This is a genomic window from Methanobrevibacter sp. V74 (assembly GCF_963082495.1).
Classification (GTDB): Archaea; Methanobacteriota; Methanobacteria; order Methanobacteriales; family Methanobacteriaceae; genus Methanocatella.
Map to the genome: position 1 here is coordinate 175,990 of NZ_CAUJAN010000001.1, position 16,805 is coordinate 192,794.

16 protein-coding genes are annotated in these 16,805 nt (G+C 29.4%); 13 read left to right on the forward strand and 3 right to left on the reverse strand.

Translation table 11 applies throughout. From position 1 onward, the window contains the following. Positions 1-63 precede the first annotated feature (63 nt). The 8 genes from Q9969_RS01015 (at position 64) to Q9969_RS01050 (ending at position 7,182) form a co-directional block, all read left to right on the forward strand. Positions 64-438, forward strand: a complete 375-nt coding sequence (locus Q9969_RS01015; RefSeq protein WP_305513243.1) for a flagellar protein, FliL — start codon at positions 64-66, stop codon at positions 436-438. Next, positions 401-727, forward strand: a complete 327-nt coding sequence (locus Q9969_RS01020) for a hypothetical protein (protein WP_305553469.1) — start codon at positions 401-403, stop codon at positions 725-727. Before Q9969_RS01015 ends, Q9969_RS01020 begins: the two co-directional genes overlap by 38 nt. 76 nt (positions 728-803) lie before the next feature. Next, the gene (gene purC, locus Q9969_RS01025) at positions 804-1,532 is read left to right on the forward strand and encodes a phosphoribosylaminoimidazolesuccinocarboxamide synthase (protein WP_305553473.1); all 729 of its coding nucleotides are present in this window, start codon (positions 804-806) and stop codon (positions 1,530-1,532) included. Continuing rightward, a complete protein-coding gene (purS, locus tag Q9969_RS01030) occupies positions 1,533-1,799 on the forward strand; it encodes a phosphoribosylformylglycinamidine synthase subunit PurS (protein WP_305513248.1) in 267 nt (88 codons plus the stop codon). Between the two features lie 8 nt (positions 1,800-1,807). Continuing rightward, positions 1,808-2,452 (forward strand): phosphoribosylformylglycinamidine synthase subunit PurQ, encoded by a 645-nt coding sequence (gene purQ, locus Q9969_RS01035; protein WP_305513250.1) that lies wholly within the window; start codon positions 1,808-1,810, stop codon positions 2,450-2,452. A gap of 9 nt (positions 2,453-2,461) precedes the next feature. Then, positions 2,462-3,178 carry a uroporphyrinogen-III C-methyltransferase gene (gene cobA, locus Q9969_RS01040; protein ID WP_305553476.1) on the forward strand — a complete coding sequence of 239 codons (717 nt, stop codon included), beginning with the start codon at positions 2,462-2,464 and terminating at the stop codon, positions 3,176-3,178. Positions 3,179-3,183: 5 nt separating this feature from the next. Further along, complete coding sequence (gene glmS / locus Q9969_RS01045) at positions 3,184-4,968, forward strand: glutamine--fructose-6-phosphate transaminase (isomerizing) (RefSeq protein ID WP_305553479.1); 1,785 nt, start codon at positions 3,184-3,186, stop codon at positions 4,966-4,968. A gap of 345 nt (positions 4,969-5,313) precedes the next feature. Beyond that, positions 5,314-7,182: a hypothetical protein gene (locus tag Q9969_RS01050; RefSeq protein ID WP_305553482.1), complete on the forward strand. Its 1,869-nt coding sequence runs from the start codon at positions 5,314-5,316 to the stop codon at positions 7,180-7,182. Here Q9969_RS01050 and Q9969_RS01055 read toward each other — a convergent pair. Beyond that, entirely contained in the window at positions 7,179-8,387 is a 1,209-nt protein-coding gene (locus tag Q9969_RS01055; RefSeq protein WP_305553485.1) for an MnmC family methyltransferase, read from the reverse strand. The genes Q9969_RS01050 and Q9969_RS01055 overlap by 4 nt on opposite strands. Before the next feature lie 1,012 nt (positions 8,388-9,399). Here Q9969_RS01055 and Q9969_RS01060 point away from each other — a divergent pair. After that, positions 9,400-10,122, forward strand: a complete 723-nt coding sequence (locus Q9969_RS01060) for a hypothetical protein (RefSeq protein WP_305553488.1) — start codon at positions 9,400-9,402, stop codon at positions 10,120-10,122. 567 nt (positions 10,123-10,689) lie between these two features. Next, on the forward strand, positions 10,690-10,914 hold the full coding sequence (locus Q9969_RS01065) for a hypothetical protein (protein ID WP_305553491.1): 225 nt from the start codon (positions 10,690-10,692) through the stop codon (positions 10,912-10,914). Between the two features lie 68 nt (positions 10,915-10,982). On the opposite strand, the gene Q9969_RS01070 is transcribed toward Q9969_RS01065, so the two are convergent. Then, on the reverse strand, positions 10,983-11,933 hold the full coding sequence (locus Q9969_RS01070; protein ID WP_305553494.1) for a radical SAM protein: 951 nt from the start codon (positions 11,931-11,933) through the stop codon (positions 10,983-10,985). After that, complete coding sequence (locus Q9969_RS01075; RefSeq protein ID WP_305553497.1) at positions 11,908-12,915, reverse strand: radical SAM protein; 1,008 nt, start codon at positions 12,913-12,915, stop codon at positions 11,908-11,910. Before Q9969_RS01075 ends, Q9969_RS01070 begins: the two co-directional genes overlap by 26 nt. 873 nt (positions 12,916-13,788) lie before the next feature. Here Q9969_RS01075 and Q9969_RS01080 point away from each other — a divergent pair. The 3 genes from Q9969_RS01080 to Q9969_RS01090 are packed head-to-tail and all read left to right on the forward strand — an operon-like array spanning position 13,789 to position 16,748. Then, positions 13,789-14,334, forward strand: a complete 546-nt coding sequence (locus Q9969_RS01080) for a hypothetical protein (protein ID WP_305553500.1) — start codon at positions 13,789-13,791, stop codon at positions 14,332-14,334. 8 nt (positions 14,335-14,342) lie between these two features. Continuing rightward, positions 14,343-15,188 carry a UbiA family prenyltransferase gene (locus tag Q9969_RS01085; protein WP_305553502.1) on the forward strand — a complete coding sequence of 282 codons (846 nt, stop codon included), beginning with the start codon at positions 14,343-14,345 and terminating at the stop codon, positions 15,186-15,188. A gap of 6 nt (positions 15,189-15,194) precedes the next feature. Next, positions 15,195-16,748, forward strand: coding sequence for a prenyltransferase/squalene oxidase repeat-containing protein (locus tag Q9969_RS01090; protein ID WP_305553504.1), 1,554 nt, complete (start codon positions 15,195-15,197; stop codon positions 16,746-16,748). Positions 16,749-16,805: the final 57 nt, after the last annotated feature.

The following is a 16,805-nucleotide window of genomic DNA, read 5'->3' on the forward strand; positions in this document are numbered from 1 at the left end:
CAACAGAAAAATATTTTAACAGCTATATTCAAATATCTATTGAAAGTTTAATGAGGTGAAAATATGAAAGGCTTTATTTTATTAATAATTGCAATCATTGCAGCAATATTGCTCGTTGGTGGTGCAGCCGCATTCTATTTTATTAAGAATGCAGGAATCAGTACTGATGATGCGGATTCAGATGCGGTAAATGATGTGGTAGATAAAGTAAGTAATGTTACATCTTCTGGAAGTTCCAACTCTTCATCAGATGATTCAGACAGCATTGTTGATGATATTGTAAGTGAAGAAGTTAAATTCAATGCTCAAAATGGTGAAGGATACTATCGTGAAGTAACATATAAGGATGGAGGATTTAGACAGTATGATACTGATTCCGGCAAATTGATAGGTTCATCCTATGGTTCCGATCAGGGTAAACTTCCAAGCATGGAATGAGATGATGATTTTTGAAGAATTGTTAAATCATTTTGAAATTAGGGAAACTTTCCCTAATTACCTTTTAAATCAAACATTCAACGATGTCTTTTTAGAGGGAGATATAACTAAAAAAGATAATATTTATGAAATAACAGTTACAACTCGCCAGGACTTGACCCATATGATGTTTATCAAACCGCGCGAGGAGTTTCCGGTTGTTATAATGTCTATTCTTCCTAACGGGCTTTTAAATGGAATGAAGTTTGGTCAAAATAAAGGTGATGAAATTCCGATTAATAAATTATAACACTATTTTTAACTATTTTTATATAATATTAACTTCTAAAATTACATTATAGTAATTTAATAATTTTGTTGATATCATGGACAAAAAAGAGTTAATTAACAGTGGAAAAGTAAAAAGCGTATTTGCTACTGATAAAGATGATGAAGTCATAATCGAGTTTAGAGATGATATGACTGCTGGTGATGGTGAGAGAAAAGAGGTTATGAATGATAAAGGAGCTTATAATGCTGTGATTTCTGCTAAAATCTTTAAAGTTTTAGATGAAAATGGCATTGCAACTCAATTTGTCGACTTAATCGAACCTAATGTCATGCTTGCAAAAAAGCTTGAAATGATTCCAATCGAGGTCATTGTAAGAAATATCGCAACTGGTAGTCTAGTTAGAAAATATCCCCTTGAAGATGGCACTAAATTAGAACCTCCCATTTTACAAATGGACTTTAAAGCAGATGAATACCATGACCCGATGCTTAATGATTCCATTATCAAATCCTTAGGAATAGCTACTCAAGAAGAAATTGATATTTTAACCGAAGAAGCTTTGAAAATCAATGAAATATTAATTGAATTCTTTGAAGATGCAGGAATTATCCTAGTTGATTTTAAGGTTGAATTCGGTAAGGATGTTAATGGAAACATTCTTTTAGGTGATGAAATATCTCCTGACAGTTGCAGATTATGGGACAGTAAAACCCTGCACATGCTTGATAAAGAATTGTTCAGAAAAGGCAAGGATGATGAAGTAATGGATGCTTATATTGAAGTATATAATAGAATCCTCACAGATGAAGAAAAGGTGATTTAAATGTTATTCGATATTGAAGTTAAAATTTCACTTAAAAGTGGCATGTTAAACCCTGAAGCCACTACAATTGAGAGATCTTTAGAATTATTAGGTTATAATGTTAAGAATGTAAGGACTAAGGAAATTCTCACATTCCAAATGGAAGGGGAAGACCGGGAGGTAATAAGAGCTAACGCTACTGACATGTGCGAAAGATTGCTCTGTAATCCGGTTATTCATAATTATAAAATCAGCGTTATTCCACAAAACTCCGCTTGCGGTAAATAGGTGTAAAAATGAAAATTGGAGTAATCAGATTTCCGGGAACCAATTGTGACCGTGATGTGGCACAAGCATGTGAACTTGCAGGTCTCACACCTGAATATGTCTGGTGGAGTGAAGAAAAATTAACAGACTATGATGGCATTGTCATTCCTGGAGGATTTTCATATGGGGATTACCTAAGGGCAGGTGCAATTGCATCTATCACTCCGATCATTGATGGAATCAGGCAATTGGTAAAGGAAGAAAAACCTGTTTTAGGAATATGTAACGGTGCACAGATTTTAGGTGAAATTGGACTTGTTCCAGGCATTTTCATTACAAATGAAACTCCCAAATTCAATTGTGAATGGTCTAGATTAAAAGTCGCCACCAATAGGACTCCATTTACAAAAGCATTTAAGAAAGACCAGATTATTGATCTTCCGATTGCACATGCTGAAGGGAGATTTTACACAGAGGACATTGATTTGTTAAAAGACCAAGACCAAATCGTTTTACAATTTGAAGGTAAAAACCCTAATGGTTCTATGGAAGCTATTACAAGTGTCTGCGATGAATCAGGTCTTGTCTGTGCAATGATGCCTCACCCTGAAAGAGCATGTGAGGAAATATTTGGTTCAGATGATGGTTTGAACTTCTTTAAAGGATTTTTATAAAGTGATTATATGGTAGTTTATTTGATTGGTGCAGGACCTGGAGATGCTGATTTAATAACTCTTAAAGCTGTAAAAGCTCTAAATAAAGCTGATGTTATTTTATACGATTATTTGGCTAATGAAGAAATATTGGCTCATGCTCCTGAAACAGTTGAAAGAATTTATGTGGGTAAAAAAGCAGGTGAGCATTACAAAACTCAAAATCAAATTAATGAGTTAATAATCGAGCAGGCCCAGACTCATGAAAATGTTGTTAGACTTAAAGGAGGAGATCCTTTTGTCTTTGGAAGAGGTGGAGAAGAAATATTGGCTTTAATGGAACATGATATCAAATTTGAAGTAATTCCAGGTGTAACTTCCGCTATTGGAGCGCCAACCTCTCTTGGACTGCCTGTAACTCACAGAGCATTAGCAACCTCAGTCACTATTGTAACAGGTCATGAAGATCCAACAAAACCTGAAAGTCAAGTGCACTGGGATTATACTGCTGATACTTTAATAATATTGATGGGTATTGGAAATATTAAAGAGAATACCTCGGAAATCATGAGATATCGTTCAGCTGACACACCGGTATGTGTTGTTGAAAATGGAACATTGGCTAATGAAAATCTTTTATTTGGAACATTAGAGGATATTTCGGATAAAAAAATCAACACTCCAGCCATCATGATAATTGGAGAGGTTGTAAATTTGTATAGGGATATTTACGATTATCAAAGGTGATTTAAATGTGCGGAATTGTAGGATGTATATTGAAAGAGGATAATGATGTAGCTCCTATTCTTTTTGAGTCCATATCCAAATTAGAATATAGGGGATATGATTCCATTGGTTTGGCTACATTTTTTGAAGATAAGATACATATTAAAAAGGATGAAGGCAAAATAGAAGAAGTTGACAAAAAATTAGATCTTGAAGACATGCCGGGAAGCTTTGGAATTGCACATGTAAGGTGGGCAACACATGGAAATCCATCCAAACTCAATTCACACCCTCATGTTGATGAAGACAATACTGTAGCTGTTGTTCATAATGGTATTATTGAAAATTACTTGGAAATTAAAGAAAAATTAATTCTTGAAGGTCATGTATTCAAATCAGACACCGATACAGAAGTCATTGCACATTTGATTCAAAAATTCATGAACGAGAAATTTGATTTGGAACATGCTGCTAGAAAAACAATTGATGTTATTGAAGGATCTTATGCAATTGCCGCAATATCCGTTAACGAACCTGATAAAATTGTTGCAACACGTAAAGACTCACCATTGATTGTTGGAATAGGTGAAGACGGTTATTATCTTGCATCTGATTCACCAGCTATTTTAAAATATACCCGTGATATAATTTTTCCTGAAAAAGGAGAAATAGTCATTTTAGATAAAGAAGGTTTTGTTGTTCATGATGAATTTGATAATATGGTCAACAAAGAGATAGTCACCATTGATTGGACTCCTGAAATGGCTGAAAAAGAAGGTTATGATCACTTCATGATTAAAGAGATTAATGAACAGGCAATAGCTGTTAAAAACACATTAACTCAAAAGGACAACATTCAAAAGATCATTGATGATGTGGGTGATGTTCAAAGGATTTGTTTTGTAGCATGCGGAACCTCTTATCATGCATCTTTGACAGGCAAATATTTAATCGAATCTCTTGCAGGCATTCCGACTGATGTTATACTTGCATCTGAATTCAAATACTCCGCCAATACTTTAAATGACAAAACATTAGTGATATTCATATCACAGTCTGGTGAAACTGCAGATTCTCTTAAAGCTTTAGACATGGCCAATCAGACTTCAAAAACATTAGGTGTTGTTAATGTTGTGGGATCATCAATTACTAGACGTGCAAAATATGTTATTCAAACTCAAGCGGGTCCTGAAATTAGTGTGGCGGCAACAAAAACCTATGTTGCACAGTTAACCGCAATTTATTTATTCGCAGCACTGTTGTCTAAAAATGTCGGACTTTTAAATGAGATTTATAGGGTGCCTGAATTCATTGATGAGGCGTTGGAGAGTGTTGAGTTAGTAAAAGACTTATCAAAAAGATATAATTATGCTCGTGACTTTTTCTATTTGGGTAGAGGATATTCATACCCTACAGCATTGGAAGGTGCTTTGAAACTTAAAGAAATCACCTATATTCATGGTGAAGGTTATGCTGCAGGAGAACTTAAGCACGGTCCTTTAGCTTTAATTGATAAAGACATTCCGGTGGTTGTTGTTATTCCTCCTGGAGAAAGTTATAGAAAAACAATGAGTAATTTGGAGGAAGTTAAGTCTAGAGGTGCTAATGTATTGGCTATTGGTTCTTGTGATGATGAATCTCTTAAATCAAAGGCCAATAATGTAATTGGAATAAATGGCAACGTTAAAGAAATTATTGCGCCATTGGTTTATATTGTGCCTTTGCAGCTGATAGCATATTATATTACTCTTGAAAAGGGTCACGACCCGGATAAACCTAAAAACTTGGCTAAATGCGTAACAGTAGAATAACCATTTTCTACTTTCAATTTTTATTTTAAATGTTTAAATTACTTTTTTTTATCTAATCTGGGCTGATTTAATTCAAATTACTTTAAACAATATATTTTTTAAAATAATCATTTATAATTGCCAGATGCATGTATTCACTTTGCAATACTTTAAAGCTATAATTTTCAATCGAAATCAATCTTTTGTTATTAATTTTAAGTAATATGAGCTTTTTATTATATTTATATTCTTTATATGGATTATTTTTTATGAATTAGGCTTATTTGAGCTTTTTTTAAAAATCAAAAGCTTTTTATACAAAAAAGTAAAATAGAGTATAATACAAAAATATATGTGGAGTTATATATGTTTGATAAAAAATGCAAATTAGTTTTAATGATATTAGTTTTCATGTTGTCTTTAAGTGCTGTTTCAGCAATTGATTCAAATACAACAGATGATATGGAAGTTAATGATATGGAGGAGGAACCTCCATCGGCGATTAATGAGGATTTATCTGCAGATGAAGTTCTGGCCACTTCAAATTCTTCTGGAAATTATAGTTTAAGTGGTAATGATGTAAAAATGTATTATGGTGGAACTGCTAACTATGAAGTGGTTTTATCACAAGATGGAAAACCTGTCAATAATACTCCAATCACTGTAAATATTGATGGGATTAATTATAATGAGACCACTGACGATAAGGGTAAAGTAGCTATTTCTTTAAATTTGAATGCTGGAAATCATGTTGTTTTTGCCTTTTATGGTAATTTAACTAATGTAACTAATAATGTTGAGGTATTGCCGGTTATCAAAGCTAGTGATGTTGTAAAAACTTATAAAAGTTCTAAAGAATACTCAGCAAAATTCCTAGATAGTAACGGTAATTTATTAAAAAACACCAAGGTCAAATTCAAACTAAACGGCAGAACATATAATAAAAAAACCAATTCAAAGGGAGTGGCCAAACTTTCTTTGAATCTCAAAGCAGGGAAATATATTGTTACGGCGATTCATCCTAACGGATATCGGATGTCAAATAATATTGTTGTAAATTCTTCTATTAAGACATCAAACCTTAAAAAGTATTATAGGAGCTCTAAGAAATTTAAAGCTACTTTTTATGGTAAGGATGGTAAAGTCTTAGCTAAAAAATATATTAAATTCAAATACAACGGCAATACTTTTTATAAGAAAACCAACAGCAAAGGGAAAGCTAGTTTAAACATTATCACTAAGCCTGGTTCTTATAAAATATATTCTATTAACACAAAAACTGGTGAAAAAGTTAAAAGTGAAATTAAAGTGTTACCAACATTGTCTGCTAAAAAAATGACTGTTTTTACAGGTTCAACCTCTAAATTCAAGGTTACATTGTATGTAAACGAAAAATTAGCCAATAATAAGAAAGTTCATATTTATATTAATGGAGCAAAGAAAAAAGTCAAAACAAACAGTAATGGAGTTGCAACTGTAAACTTTAAGTTGAATAAAGGAAATTATGTCTTCAAATCAGTTGATCCCTACACAGGTTACGTTTTGAAAACAAAAGTCAATGTTAAATTGGCTTCTATTAAAGCACATGATATTGCTGCAATAGAAAATGAATCTTCAACCTTTGAAGCTACACTTTTAAAGCAGAATGGTGCTGTTGCTAAAAATACCAATATGGAAATTACCATAGCCGGAGTTGCCCATACTGTTAAAACCAATTCTAAAGGTGTTGCTAGTATTGCTTTTAAATTGCCAAAAGGACAATATGGTGTTGTCTGTAAGGATTTAAATACGGGTTATACCTTAAAGGTTAAAATTACTGTTGTTGAAGATCGTCTAGGTCGTTCCTATAATCAATATGGTATTTCAGAGGACGGTTCAACAATTTTAGCTATTGGCAGGCCATCTGCCAGTGGTGAAGAATCTAAATACGGATATTCCTTTTATATGGTTGAGCTTGAAAGAACATGTCCATACTGCGGAAGTCATGAGCTTTACTGGGGTATTTTCTGGGCAGGTGATGAAAAAACTGACAAGGGAATATTCCCTGCTACCGGTCATAAGGAAGGTTCTTCAGCTGAAGGGGCAATTTTCTGCGCTCACTGCGATAGTGATTTTTCAATATTTGGACATAATCATGGCGGTATCGGAGGAAATTTGACTCCAATTACCCAACCTGTAAAGACCACTAAAGAAATGGCTTATTTACTTAAAAGTGGAAATTATGTAATGGTTTAATTTCCTTCTTTAATTTTTTTTAATCTTTTTTTCATCTCTAAAATCCGATTTCTGGAATTATTTTCAATGTCTTGTTTTTCAGTGTAGGCATTTTCAACTTCAACAATATAATTTGCTTCAGCAGAAGTTGTTGATGGAATGTTCATTTTAACTAGATTGCGCTCAACACGCCTTTTTGTTTTTTCATCATCTATTTCCTGACCTAAAAATATTGGTGTTTTAACTGCTGAAGATATTTTGGTGTTGTGGCGTGCAGCATGTCTTTTTTCAGCTCTATTCTCAAGAATGAATTCACTAGAATTGTTTAAACCGGGGTCTCTAAATGGTATTCCAACATCAGAGAGAGCTATTCTTATCTCATCATTTTTCGGAAGTGAATAATCGAGCATTAATGGATTTGGACTAGCCAGTGTTCCGCCTTGTTTTCTTCCAAATATTGGACCTAAACCAATATAAAATCCGGCTTCAATAAAGCCTTCTCTGACAGGTGCTGATGAGGTGTAAGTTGCTATTATTCCATTGTCTTTAATTATGCGTCTGAATTCTTTGAAAAATTCAAGTGAAAATAACTCGGGAGCCATGTTTTGACTAAACGGGTCTAAAAATATTGCATCATAAGAATTGCTTTCAAGTTTTTGAACTGTTTGTCTTGCATCTTCAACAAAAACATTAATGCTGATGTTTTCTGGAATTTCTGAAGTTTCTAAACTTAATCCTGCATAGTCTTGAGCGACTAATTCATCTTCAATTGCTTTTTTAGTAATGTCATGCTCTGGAATTGGAGATGGCACTAATAGTCCGCATGCCAGAGTCGGTGCGGATATTTCGACCATGTCAATGGTCAGATCAGATTCCGAATTTTTAATGAAATCCGCTATTGCCGCTGAGGAATTGTAACCTAGTCCGGCGCAAATATCTAAAATGACTATGTCTTCTGAATAGTCGAATTTCATAGGTTTAATAAATTTCTCAAAAGACTCACTTATTGCACCGGTAGATGTATGTAATGTTTCAACTTTATGATTTATTTCTTTTGAATTAATAGAATAAGATCCATCATCTGTTAAAACAAAATAATTCTTATAACTATTAAAAAAATTGAGTCTGTATTCATTATTTTGACTACTTTTTTCCTGAGCAAAAGTTTCGTTTATCAAATCAAAAATATCATCATTAATTATTCTGGCATCATTTTCATAACTCATTTTATCTAGATGTTATTTAGTTGTTGAAACTTTAAATATTTGGTTGTTGGAATATCTGTAATGTTATTTCTAGTGAAACATTGCATATTTGGTCATTTCCATTTGAGTTTTATCAAAATCCTCTTAAATAAGTATTATTGACGATTTCTTATATGTTAAATCTGATTAGTTACTGCATTGCTTTTAGGAGCAATAATATTTGAAGGCAGGATTTTGCATGGCGGATGGATTAATATTTTCAGATTTATCACTAAAATTTGTTAGAATCATATATTTTATCGTTCGTTTGTATTTTATTTTTTTTAGGTTAGATCAGTTCTAAAAAGGGATATTAAAAAATAAAGCTTGATATTGTCGTTATTTTTTATAGTTTCACTTTAAATTTAAATTCCATTTTAAGCTTGAATTTTAGAGTAAAAAGATGCCTAACCATTTTTTATGATTAAAAAGACATAAATTAAGCTTTTTTAATTGCCTGAGAATCAATTTCTTTAATTTTCACTTTAACTTAAGATGTTCAAAGTATATTATTTATGGCTTAATTTTATTAATACTCATTAATTTTGCTTATTTTAGAGTTTAGGAATATATATGGGATTTTCAAATTTTAATCCTTTTTTAATATTATTGGGTATTTATCGGGCATATTTTATTAAATGGAGCCATTATCTATTATATTTTATTTGAAATAGAATCACAATACAATATCAGGCATACTTAAAATTTATTTATCCTGCTTTGTATAGGTGAAGTTTCAAAGTGGTGAGTTGAATTTCATTTTAATTCAATTGAAAAGAGGGGATTTGGACTGGTTTTAGCCATTTAAATTTTGTCTGAAAATTCTTTTTTTAACTATATCATTTATATTTTCACTTATTTTTTAATAAAAACATTTATATATGACCTGTTTTAAAATACTTACTGTCAATCTTGAGTATTGTTGAATATTACTGATATTTGATGTAATACTTTTTTACATCAGCTTGAGGTTGACAAAAAGCGAGATGAGAATATGAGTTTCAATAAGAATATTATTACAATATTTTTGTTTGTTATGTTATCTTTCGCTATAATCTCTGAAGTTTCAGGGAGTAGTGGCGCTGAAACTGATGAAATGGAATTTGATCAGTCAGTATATCCAGTCAATATAACCCAACTGGATTTGCCAAGTGAAAGTGATGCTAACAATCATGATTTCAACAAAGATGTCAAATTCCAAAATGAACACGACTCATTTAAAAACTCTTCTAAATTTGATATAGAGTTGGATGGGGATGCAAATGGGCATACTCCTGATAATTTATCAATAGTTCATAATTTCAATGATGATGGTAAATATTTTGATGGTAACTGCCTTATAGAGAATTTCACTAATAAAAATACGACTCCTGAGGTTTTTTCGATTAGTTCCAATTTCTCCAATGAAGATACTCCTATGATGGATGGGGGATATAATGATTTCATGAAGGCTCCTACAGGCCAATTAATGAATAATATCATTTCTAGTCTATTAGGATTAAATAATATCGCACCAAATTTCAAAAAATATAATTATGAATCTAAAAGTTATAATAAGTATAATGCTATAATTCAGCCGTGCTCTGATATAAAAAACACAGCTACTGTGGCTGATGATATTAAAATCATAAAACCTCAAGTGAAAAAATCTATTAAAAAACACTCCCTTAAAAATAAATTGAAGTTGATTAAAATATTGAAACTTCGATTAGGTTAAGTTTAACTTAACCTCAATTTTCCTTTTTTTAATTTTAGAGTGTCCACCTAAATTGATTTTTAATTTTTGGTCAAAAAATTTTTAGGTGTGGATTTTACTTATTTTTTTATTTTTCTTTAAATTTTAATTTAACTTGTTTTTAGATGGTTAAGTTTATATACTTTGCTGTACCTATTTATTATTAAGTATAAGTAGATATGGTATTATTATTTATACTTAAAAGAACGCATGACACGAATCAATTAAAATTAGGTATTGAAACATTAGATTTTAATGCTCCAAAAGATCATATTTCGCGTTTGTCTTGAATTTATTGAAGAAATTTTTCCACTTTTGGAAATCAAAGATCCTAAGAAAAAGAGAGGAAAGGAATTTATTCCTTTAGATTAAATGTTAAAATTACTTGTTTATGCAAAAACATAACATATTGACTCTGCAGTAGTAATTGTAGACATGACAAGGTATTATGGCATTTATAAGTATGTTTCAGATGATGTTAAACCATCAAAATGTTCAATTCAAAGGTATAGTCGTGAATATGGGCAATATTTTGAAGTATTATTGTAAATGATCTTGAAAAAATCCTTTGATGATGGATTAACTGATCCTAATCATGTTGCTATTGATGGAACTATCAAAAAAGCATATAATTCCAACAACTATCCAATCACAAAAAAAGAAACACTAATATGCGCCGATTACTACGAAAGAGGAATTATAAGCAAAAAAACCATTGAAAAACTCAATAAAAAACCAATTACAACTCAAAATAACAATATTCTAAAAAAATAAATTATCCAAAAAAATCAATTTAGGTGGACACTCAATAAAATAATTTTCTAAAACACTATATTTTTTTATCATATTTTATTCAGGTAATTGCAAGTATGGTCTGAAGAAAATATATTTCCATCTTTTAAAGCTTGGCTTCTACAACCTCCACATTTACATTTATATAAACATTCATTACAAAATCCAGTTCTTTTATATCTTAGATTTTCCATTAAATTGGAATTCCAAATTTCATTAAAATCATCTTTTAAAATATTACCTATTGTTATGGGCAGATTGCTACATGGTAAAATATCTCCATTATATTTGACAGAAATGAGAGATTTTCCAACTTCACAACCTATTGCTTTTTTGTCCCAAAGAATCCATTGAGGATAAAACATGAAAACTTTTATTGATGGCTTTTGAGTTGTTAGATATTCATGAACATTATTTAAAAAGGTTTCTGTTTCTAAAGAGTTTAACATCAAATTTCTTAAATTTTTTCCTCTTCCACTTGGATTTAATGCTTCAAAAGTAATAGAATCTAATTTTAAATTTTCTGCCATATGAATTAAATTAATAAAATCATTTGCATTGTTTTTACTTACACAAACACCCATATCAACAGATATATTTTGATCTTTAACAATTTTCATGGCATTTAATGCATCATAATATGAATTGTCTCTAAATTTGTTATGAATATTAGCATTTGTTGATTCAAAACTTATGCTCATTCCATCAATACCAATTTTTGATAAGTATTTTGCTTTTTTTTTATTTATTAAAGATCCATTTGTTAATATTGTTGTTTTAAAGTATTTTTTTGATTCTTTGAGTATATCGAATATGTCTGGTCTTAAAAAAGGTTCTCCACCACTAATTATAAGTTTATCAATATTTAATTCATTTAAAGATTTAATAACTTCTAAAATTGTATTTAAGGATTCAAAATTATTGTAATATTTCATTGAGTCCATATAACAATAAGAACAATTTAAATTACAGTATTCAGTGACTCTCATTACACATTTCATCTTTAAACATCCAGCACTGAGGATCATTTCCTAAATAAAAACCATTTGAATGTGCAGCTCCTCTGCATCCTCCACAAAGATATTTATAAATGCAATTCATACAATTTTTTATTAAGTCCCTATTTCTTAAATTTTTAAAAATGACTGAATTTTCCCAAATTTCTTCCAAAGTCATTTTATTTAAATTTCCAGAATTGACTTGTAGTCTTGGACAAGAAAAAACAGATAAATCTTGATTAATACATAATGCAGATATTCCTGCTGTACATCCACCACAAACATGGTTTTTATCTAAGAAATTATCTAAATTTTCACTAAAAATTAACCATAAAGGGTCATTTGATTCAACATTTAATCCAGTTTCTAGAGAATAAGATTTCATTAAATTGAATACATTTAGCATATCCTCAAATGATAATATATTTGAGTTGTCCGATTTGTTTATTGGAGTAATTCTTTCTATTATGCATCTATCTACATCGTTTTCCAATGCTAAATTTAAATAATTTTTTACATCATCATAATTACTTTTCATCAATGTCATTCTTAATGAAGTATAAATATCATTTTTTTTCAAATTTTTTATTGCTTCAATTGATTTATCAAAAGTTCCAGATCCTCTAATTAAATCATTAATTTCTTTACAAGATCCATCTACACTAATTGTTACATCAACATTATATTTTTTCAGTTCTTTAATTGTATTTTCTGTTATTAGTGTCCCATTTGAAGTAATGTGGTTAGTTAATGACAGATTATTAGAATATTCTAAAATTTTAAATATTTCCGAATGTAGTAAGGGTTCCCCACCACTGAATATTACATTTTTTGTTCCTAAATCTTTTGCTTGATTTAATATTTCTTTAACTTTTTCTAATGATAAATCACCATATTTTGAATATTTACTAGCATAACAATAACTACAATTTAGATTGCATCGACCAGTTATGTGAAATACTAATAAAAAAGGAGTAAATTCCATGTTATCACCTTGTATTTGTGGGGCAAATAAGTTTAGCCCCACAATTTTTTTTAGTGGTTGTGTTTGCAACCTAACATCAAAAATTCTTCATAACTCATAATTTATCACCTGTTTTTGTTTTCACAATTAATATTAATATTACTAATTAGTAATAACTAATTAATAAAAAATTAATTGTTATTAATACAATTGTATATTTTAGTATATAATGTTTTTCATTGTATTACTTAATTTAATAATAATTATTATTTATTTGTATTATATTAATTTTTTGATAAATTAGTGGCTTTTTATTCATTTTATTTAATTAACTTCATTAAAGATAGATGGATTTAAAATAAGGATAGTTTAATACAATCATGATTTTTAAATGAAGGTTGTCATATTTTTTAGGAAGTTAGAAAAAATATTTTTTTTAACCTTGTAGAAACTTACTTTAAAATAGTTGTATTGCTCTTTAAATATTATATAACACCTCTTTGAGTTTTGTTTCTTTATTTTGGAGTTTTGTGTTTTGGCTATAGTTTCCTTCGTTTAATCTCCTTTTTATTACATATATTACGCTTTCTACATTCATAAATTATTAAAAAATTCAATAAAAAAACTAATATATTGAACATATCTTGTGCATATATTTTAAAATAACTAAATTTTTTTTAAAGTATCTATTTTTGGCATGAAAATATTTAAATAGTACTTAAATTATAGTAATAATATTAGTTAAAACTATATTAATTAATTAATACTTTTTTAATTATTAATAATAATTAAATGGTTTTGATAAAAATCTTGTTAGTATTTAGAAAATAATTCAGTTTTTTTTCTTTGATATTGCAAGTATTTTAATAAATGTTTATTAAATGGTGGAAGGATATGAATAATGATTTAAATAGAAATAAATTTTATTTTAGTAACAAAGAAATAACTTTGCTTGCTGCTTTTTTTGTTTTGTTGTTAGCAGATAATTTCATTTGGACATTAGGTCCAATGGTAGGTAATGTTATTTATGGTGTAGTTGAAGGAGTGATTTTAATAGTGGCTGCTATTGTTGTTGGTAAAAAATATACTATGGTAACATTAGGCTTTGTTAGGACTTTAGCAGAATTTATTATAGCTGGAGCATTTGTTGGAAGTTTAACAGCATTTTCATATATTATTTGTGCTATAATTTTAGAAGTTATTTTGTTAACTTCAGATTCATATGGTGAAAGTTTAAAAACAAATATTATAGGCACGGCAATTTATGGTATAGTAAGTAGAATTGTTTTTTTAGGAATTAGTATGATTTTTTATGGGATGGTTTTACCTAATTCATTACTTGCATTCATGGTCATCGTTCCAACTATTTCATTCACAATAGGTGGTTTGATTGGAACTTCTTTTGGTAAACGTGTTAAAACAATATTGTTTTCAATTTAGGTGATTTAATGGGCAGTATAGTTATTAAATTAAAGAATCTTATTTCAATTCCACGCCCACATTTATTTGTAATTCCCGCAGCAGTTGGTATTTGTGGATATGTTTTATCTTCATCAAAAGTTGATTTGTTTGGAATAATATTTAGCATACTTATACCCATTTTAATATGGTCTGGGGGTCAAACATTCAATGATTTTTATGATGCAGATTTTGATAAGGTTTATCATCCTGAATGGCCTATTCCATCTGGCAATATAACAAAAAAAACAGCTTTGGTATATGGTTCTTTATTTTATGCTTTGGGAATTATATGTTCATTGGGGTTTAATATTTATTGTACGATAGTCACTTTGTTTATAATATTTTTTTCATTTATTTATAGCAAGCTTAAAAGAAAAGGAATATATGGTAATATTTGCTTTGGTATTTGTGTTTCATTATGTTTACTAATAGGTTCAACAATCGCAAAAAATACTACATTCATGATTTTTTACATAATGTTAATATCTATTTTGATTCATATGTCTGATAATATTATAGGGACTTTTGCTGATATGGATGTTGATAAAAAATTAGGTTTCAATACATTACCTATTGAATTTGGGATAAAGAAATCTGCAAGGATTTGTCTTTTATTTATTATAATTTCTTTTATCATGACATTAATACTGTCAGGGTTTACATTAAATTATTTTTTACCTTTAGCGATTATTGCATTTATTTCAATTTTTTGGAGTTCATTGATGGTGTATTCTAATCCTAGAAAATTCACTAAAATTAGTGGCTTTTGGATTGTTTATTCTTTTTTCATGGGTGAAATATTATTTTACATGTCCTTTTTGGTAGGAGGATGATTATTCATGCATAAAAAAGTTGAAAATTCTTTAAATAATGGGTTGGAATATTTAATTTCCCAACAAAAAGAGAATAAATATTGGAATTATGGTTTTAAATCTTGTAGTTTTGCCACTGCAATAGCTTCTATTGTTTTTCAGGAATATGGGCGGAAAAAAGAATCAAAAAAAGCTATTAATTGGCTTTTAGAAAATCAGAATGATGATGGTGGTTGGGGTGATATAAAGGGAGGTCCTAGTGAAAAAAACTCTACTTTGTGTAGTTTAGCAACCTTTAAGTTAAATAATTATTATGAATCGAATTTAGATTATTTACTCAAATATTTTTTAAATTATGATGTATCTCCTCAAACATTATGTTATTTAGCTTATGTGGGGTTGATTAATTGGGATGATGTTAAAATTCCTAAATTATGCATGATGTCAAATCCTATTTTATTTAATGAAACGGAGTTTAAATTAGATGAACCAATGGTTTTCATTGAAAGATTCACATCAACAGCAGTAAGCCTTTTAAAAACTTTAAATTCAAGTGATGATTGTGAATTGGCTTTTGTCAAAAATGCTTTTGATAATATTTTTAAATTTCAGGCTTTTAATGGGTGTTGGTTTGGTTATACTCATATTACTGCTTTGATATTATTAGCCATGACAAATTTTAATTTTGATTGTAAAATTAATTCTTTAAATTGGATTTTGAATATGCAAAATGATGATGGGGGTGTGTCTATATCTGAGGGATTACCTATACATGACACAGCTTTAAGTTTAATAACCTTAAAAAATGGGGGTTTAGATATTAACAAATATGTTAATTCTAAAAAATGGATTTTAAATTCTCAAAAAACTAATGGGGCATGGGGTTGGATACCTGATTACTCACCAGTTGATTCTGATGATACTGCTCTTTGTTGTTTGGCTCTTGATTTATATAATAATTCCAATGACATTTTTGCTGCGAGGTATAATGCTATTAAATGGTTGAAATTAAGGCAAGTGGATGATGGGGGAATTGCTACTTTTCCAGTTGATTATGATGGATATGTTCCTGGTGGGGAAATCACGACATTGAGTGTCACATCTAGAACTCTTAAAACTTTTATTTCAATGAATGATTTAGATGAATCAAAAAAAGCAGAAAAATATTTGTCGAATAAAGTTTTTAATAAATTTTCATTGAACGATTGGTTTTTTGGATATTACTCTTTATCTTTGGCTATTGAAGTGTTAATTAAACGGGGTTTTAACGAAAAGAATTTTAAAGAAATTATGGCTTTTTTAGTTAAAAATCAGAATAAAAATGGGTCTTGGGGGGATGAATCAGATTCAAATAGTTGTGTGGAAGAAACATCTTTTGTTTTATATATTTTAATTTTGTTGGGTATGAACATTTTTGATGATGTTATAAAAAAAGGATTGGAGTTTTTGCTGAAAAATCAATTAGATGATGGTAGTTGGAAATCATCTTATTTAGGTTATATTCCTCCTGTTAGATATGATAATAAAATTTGGACAGAATATTCAGTAATAAGGTTGTTTAACTTGATTTTAGAGAGGTAATTTTTTTTTTAAAATAATTAAATTAATATAATGCATTGAACTTTTAATTTTAATAAA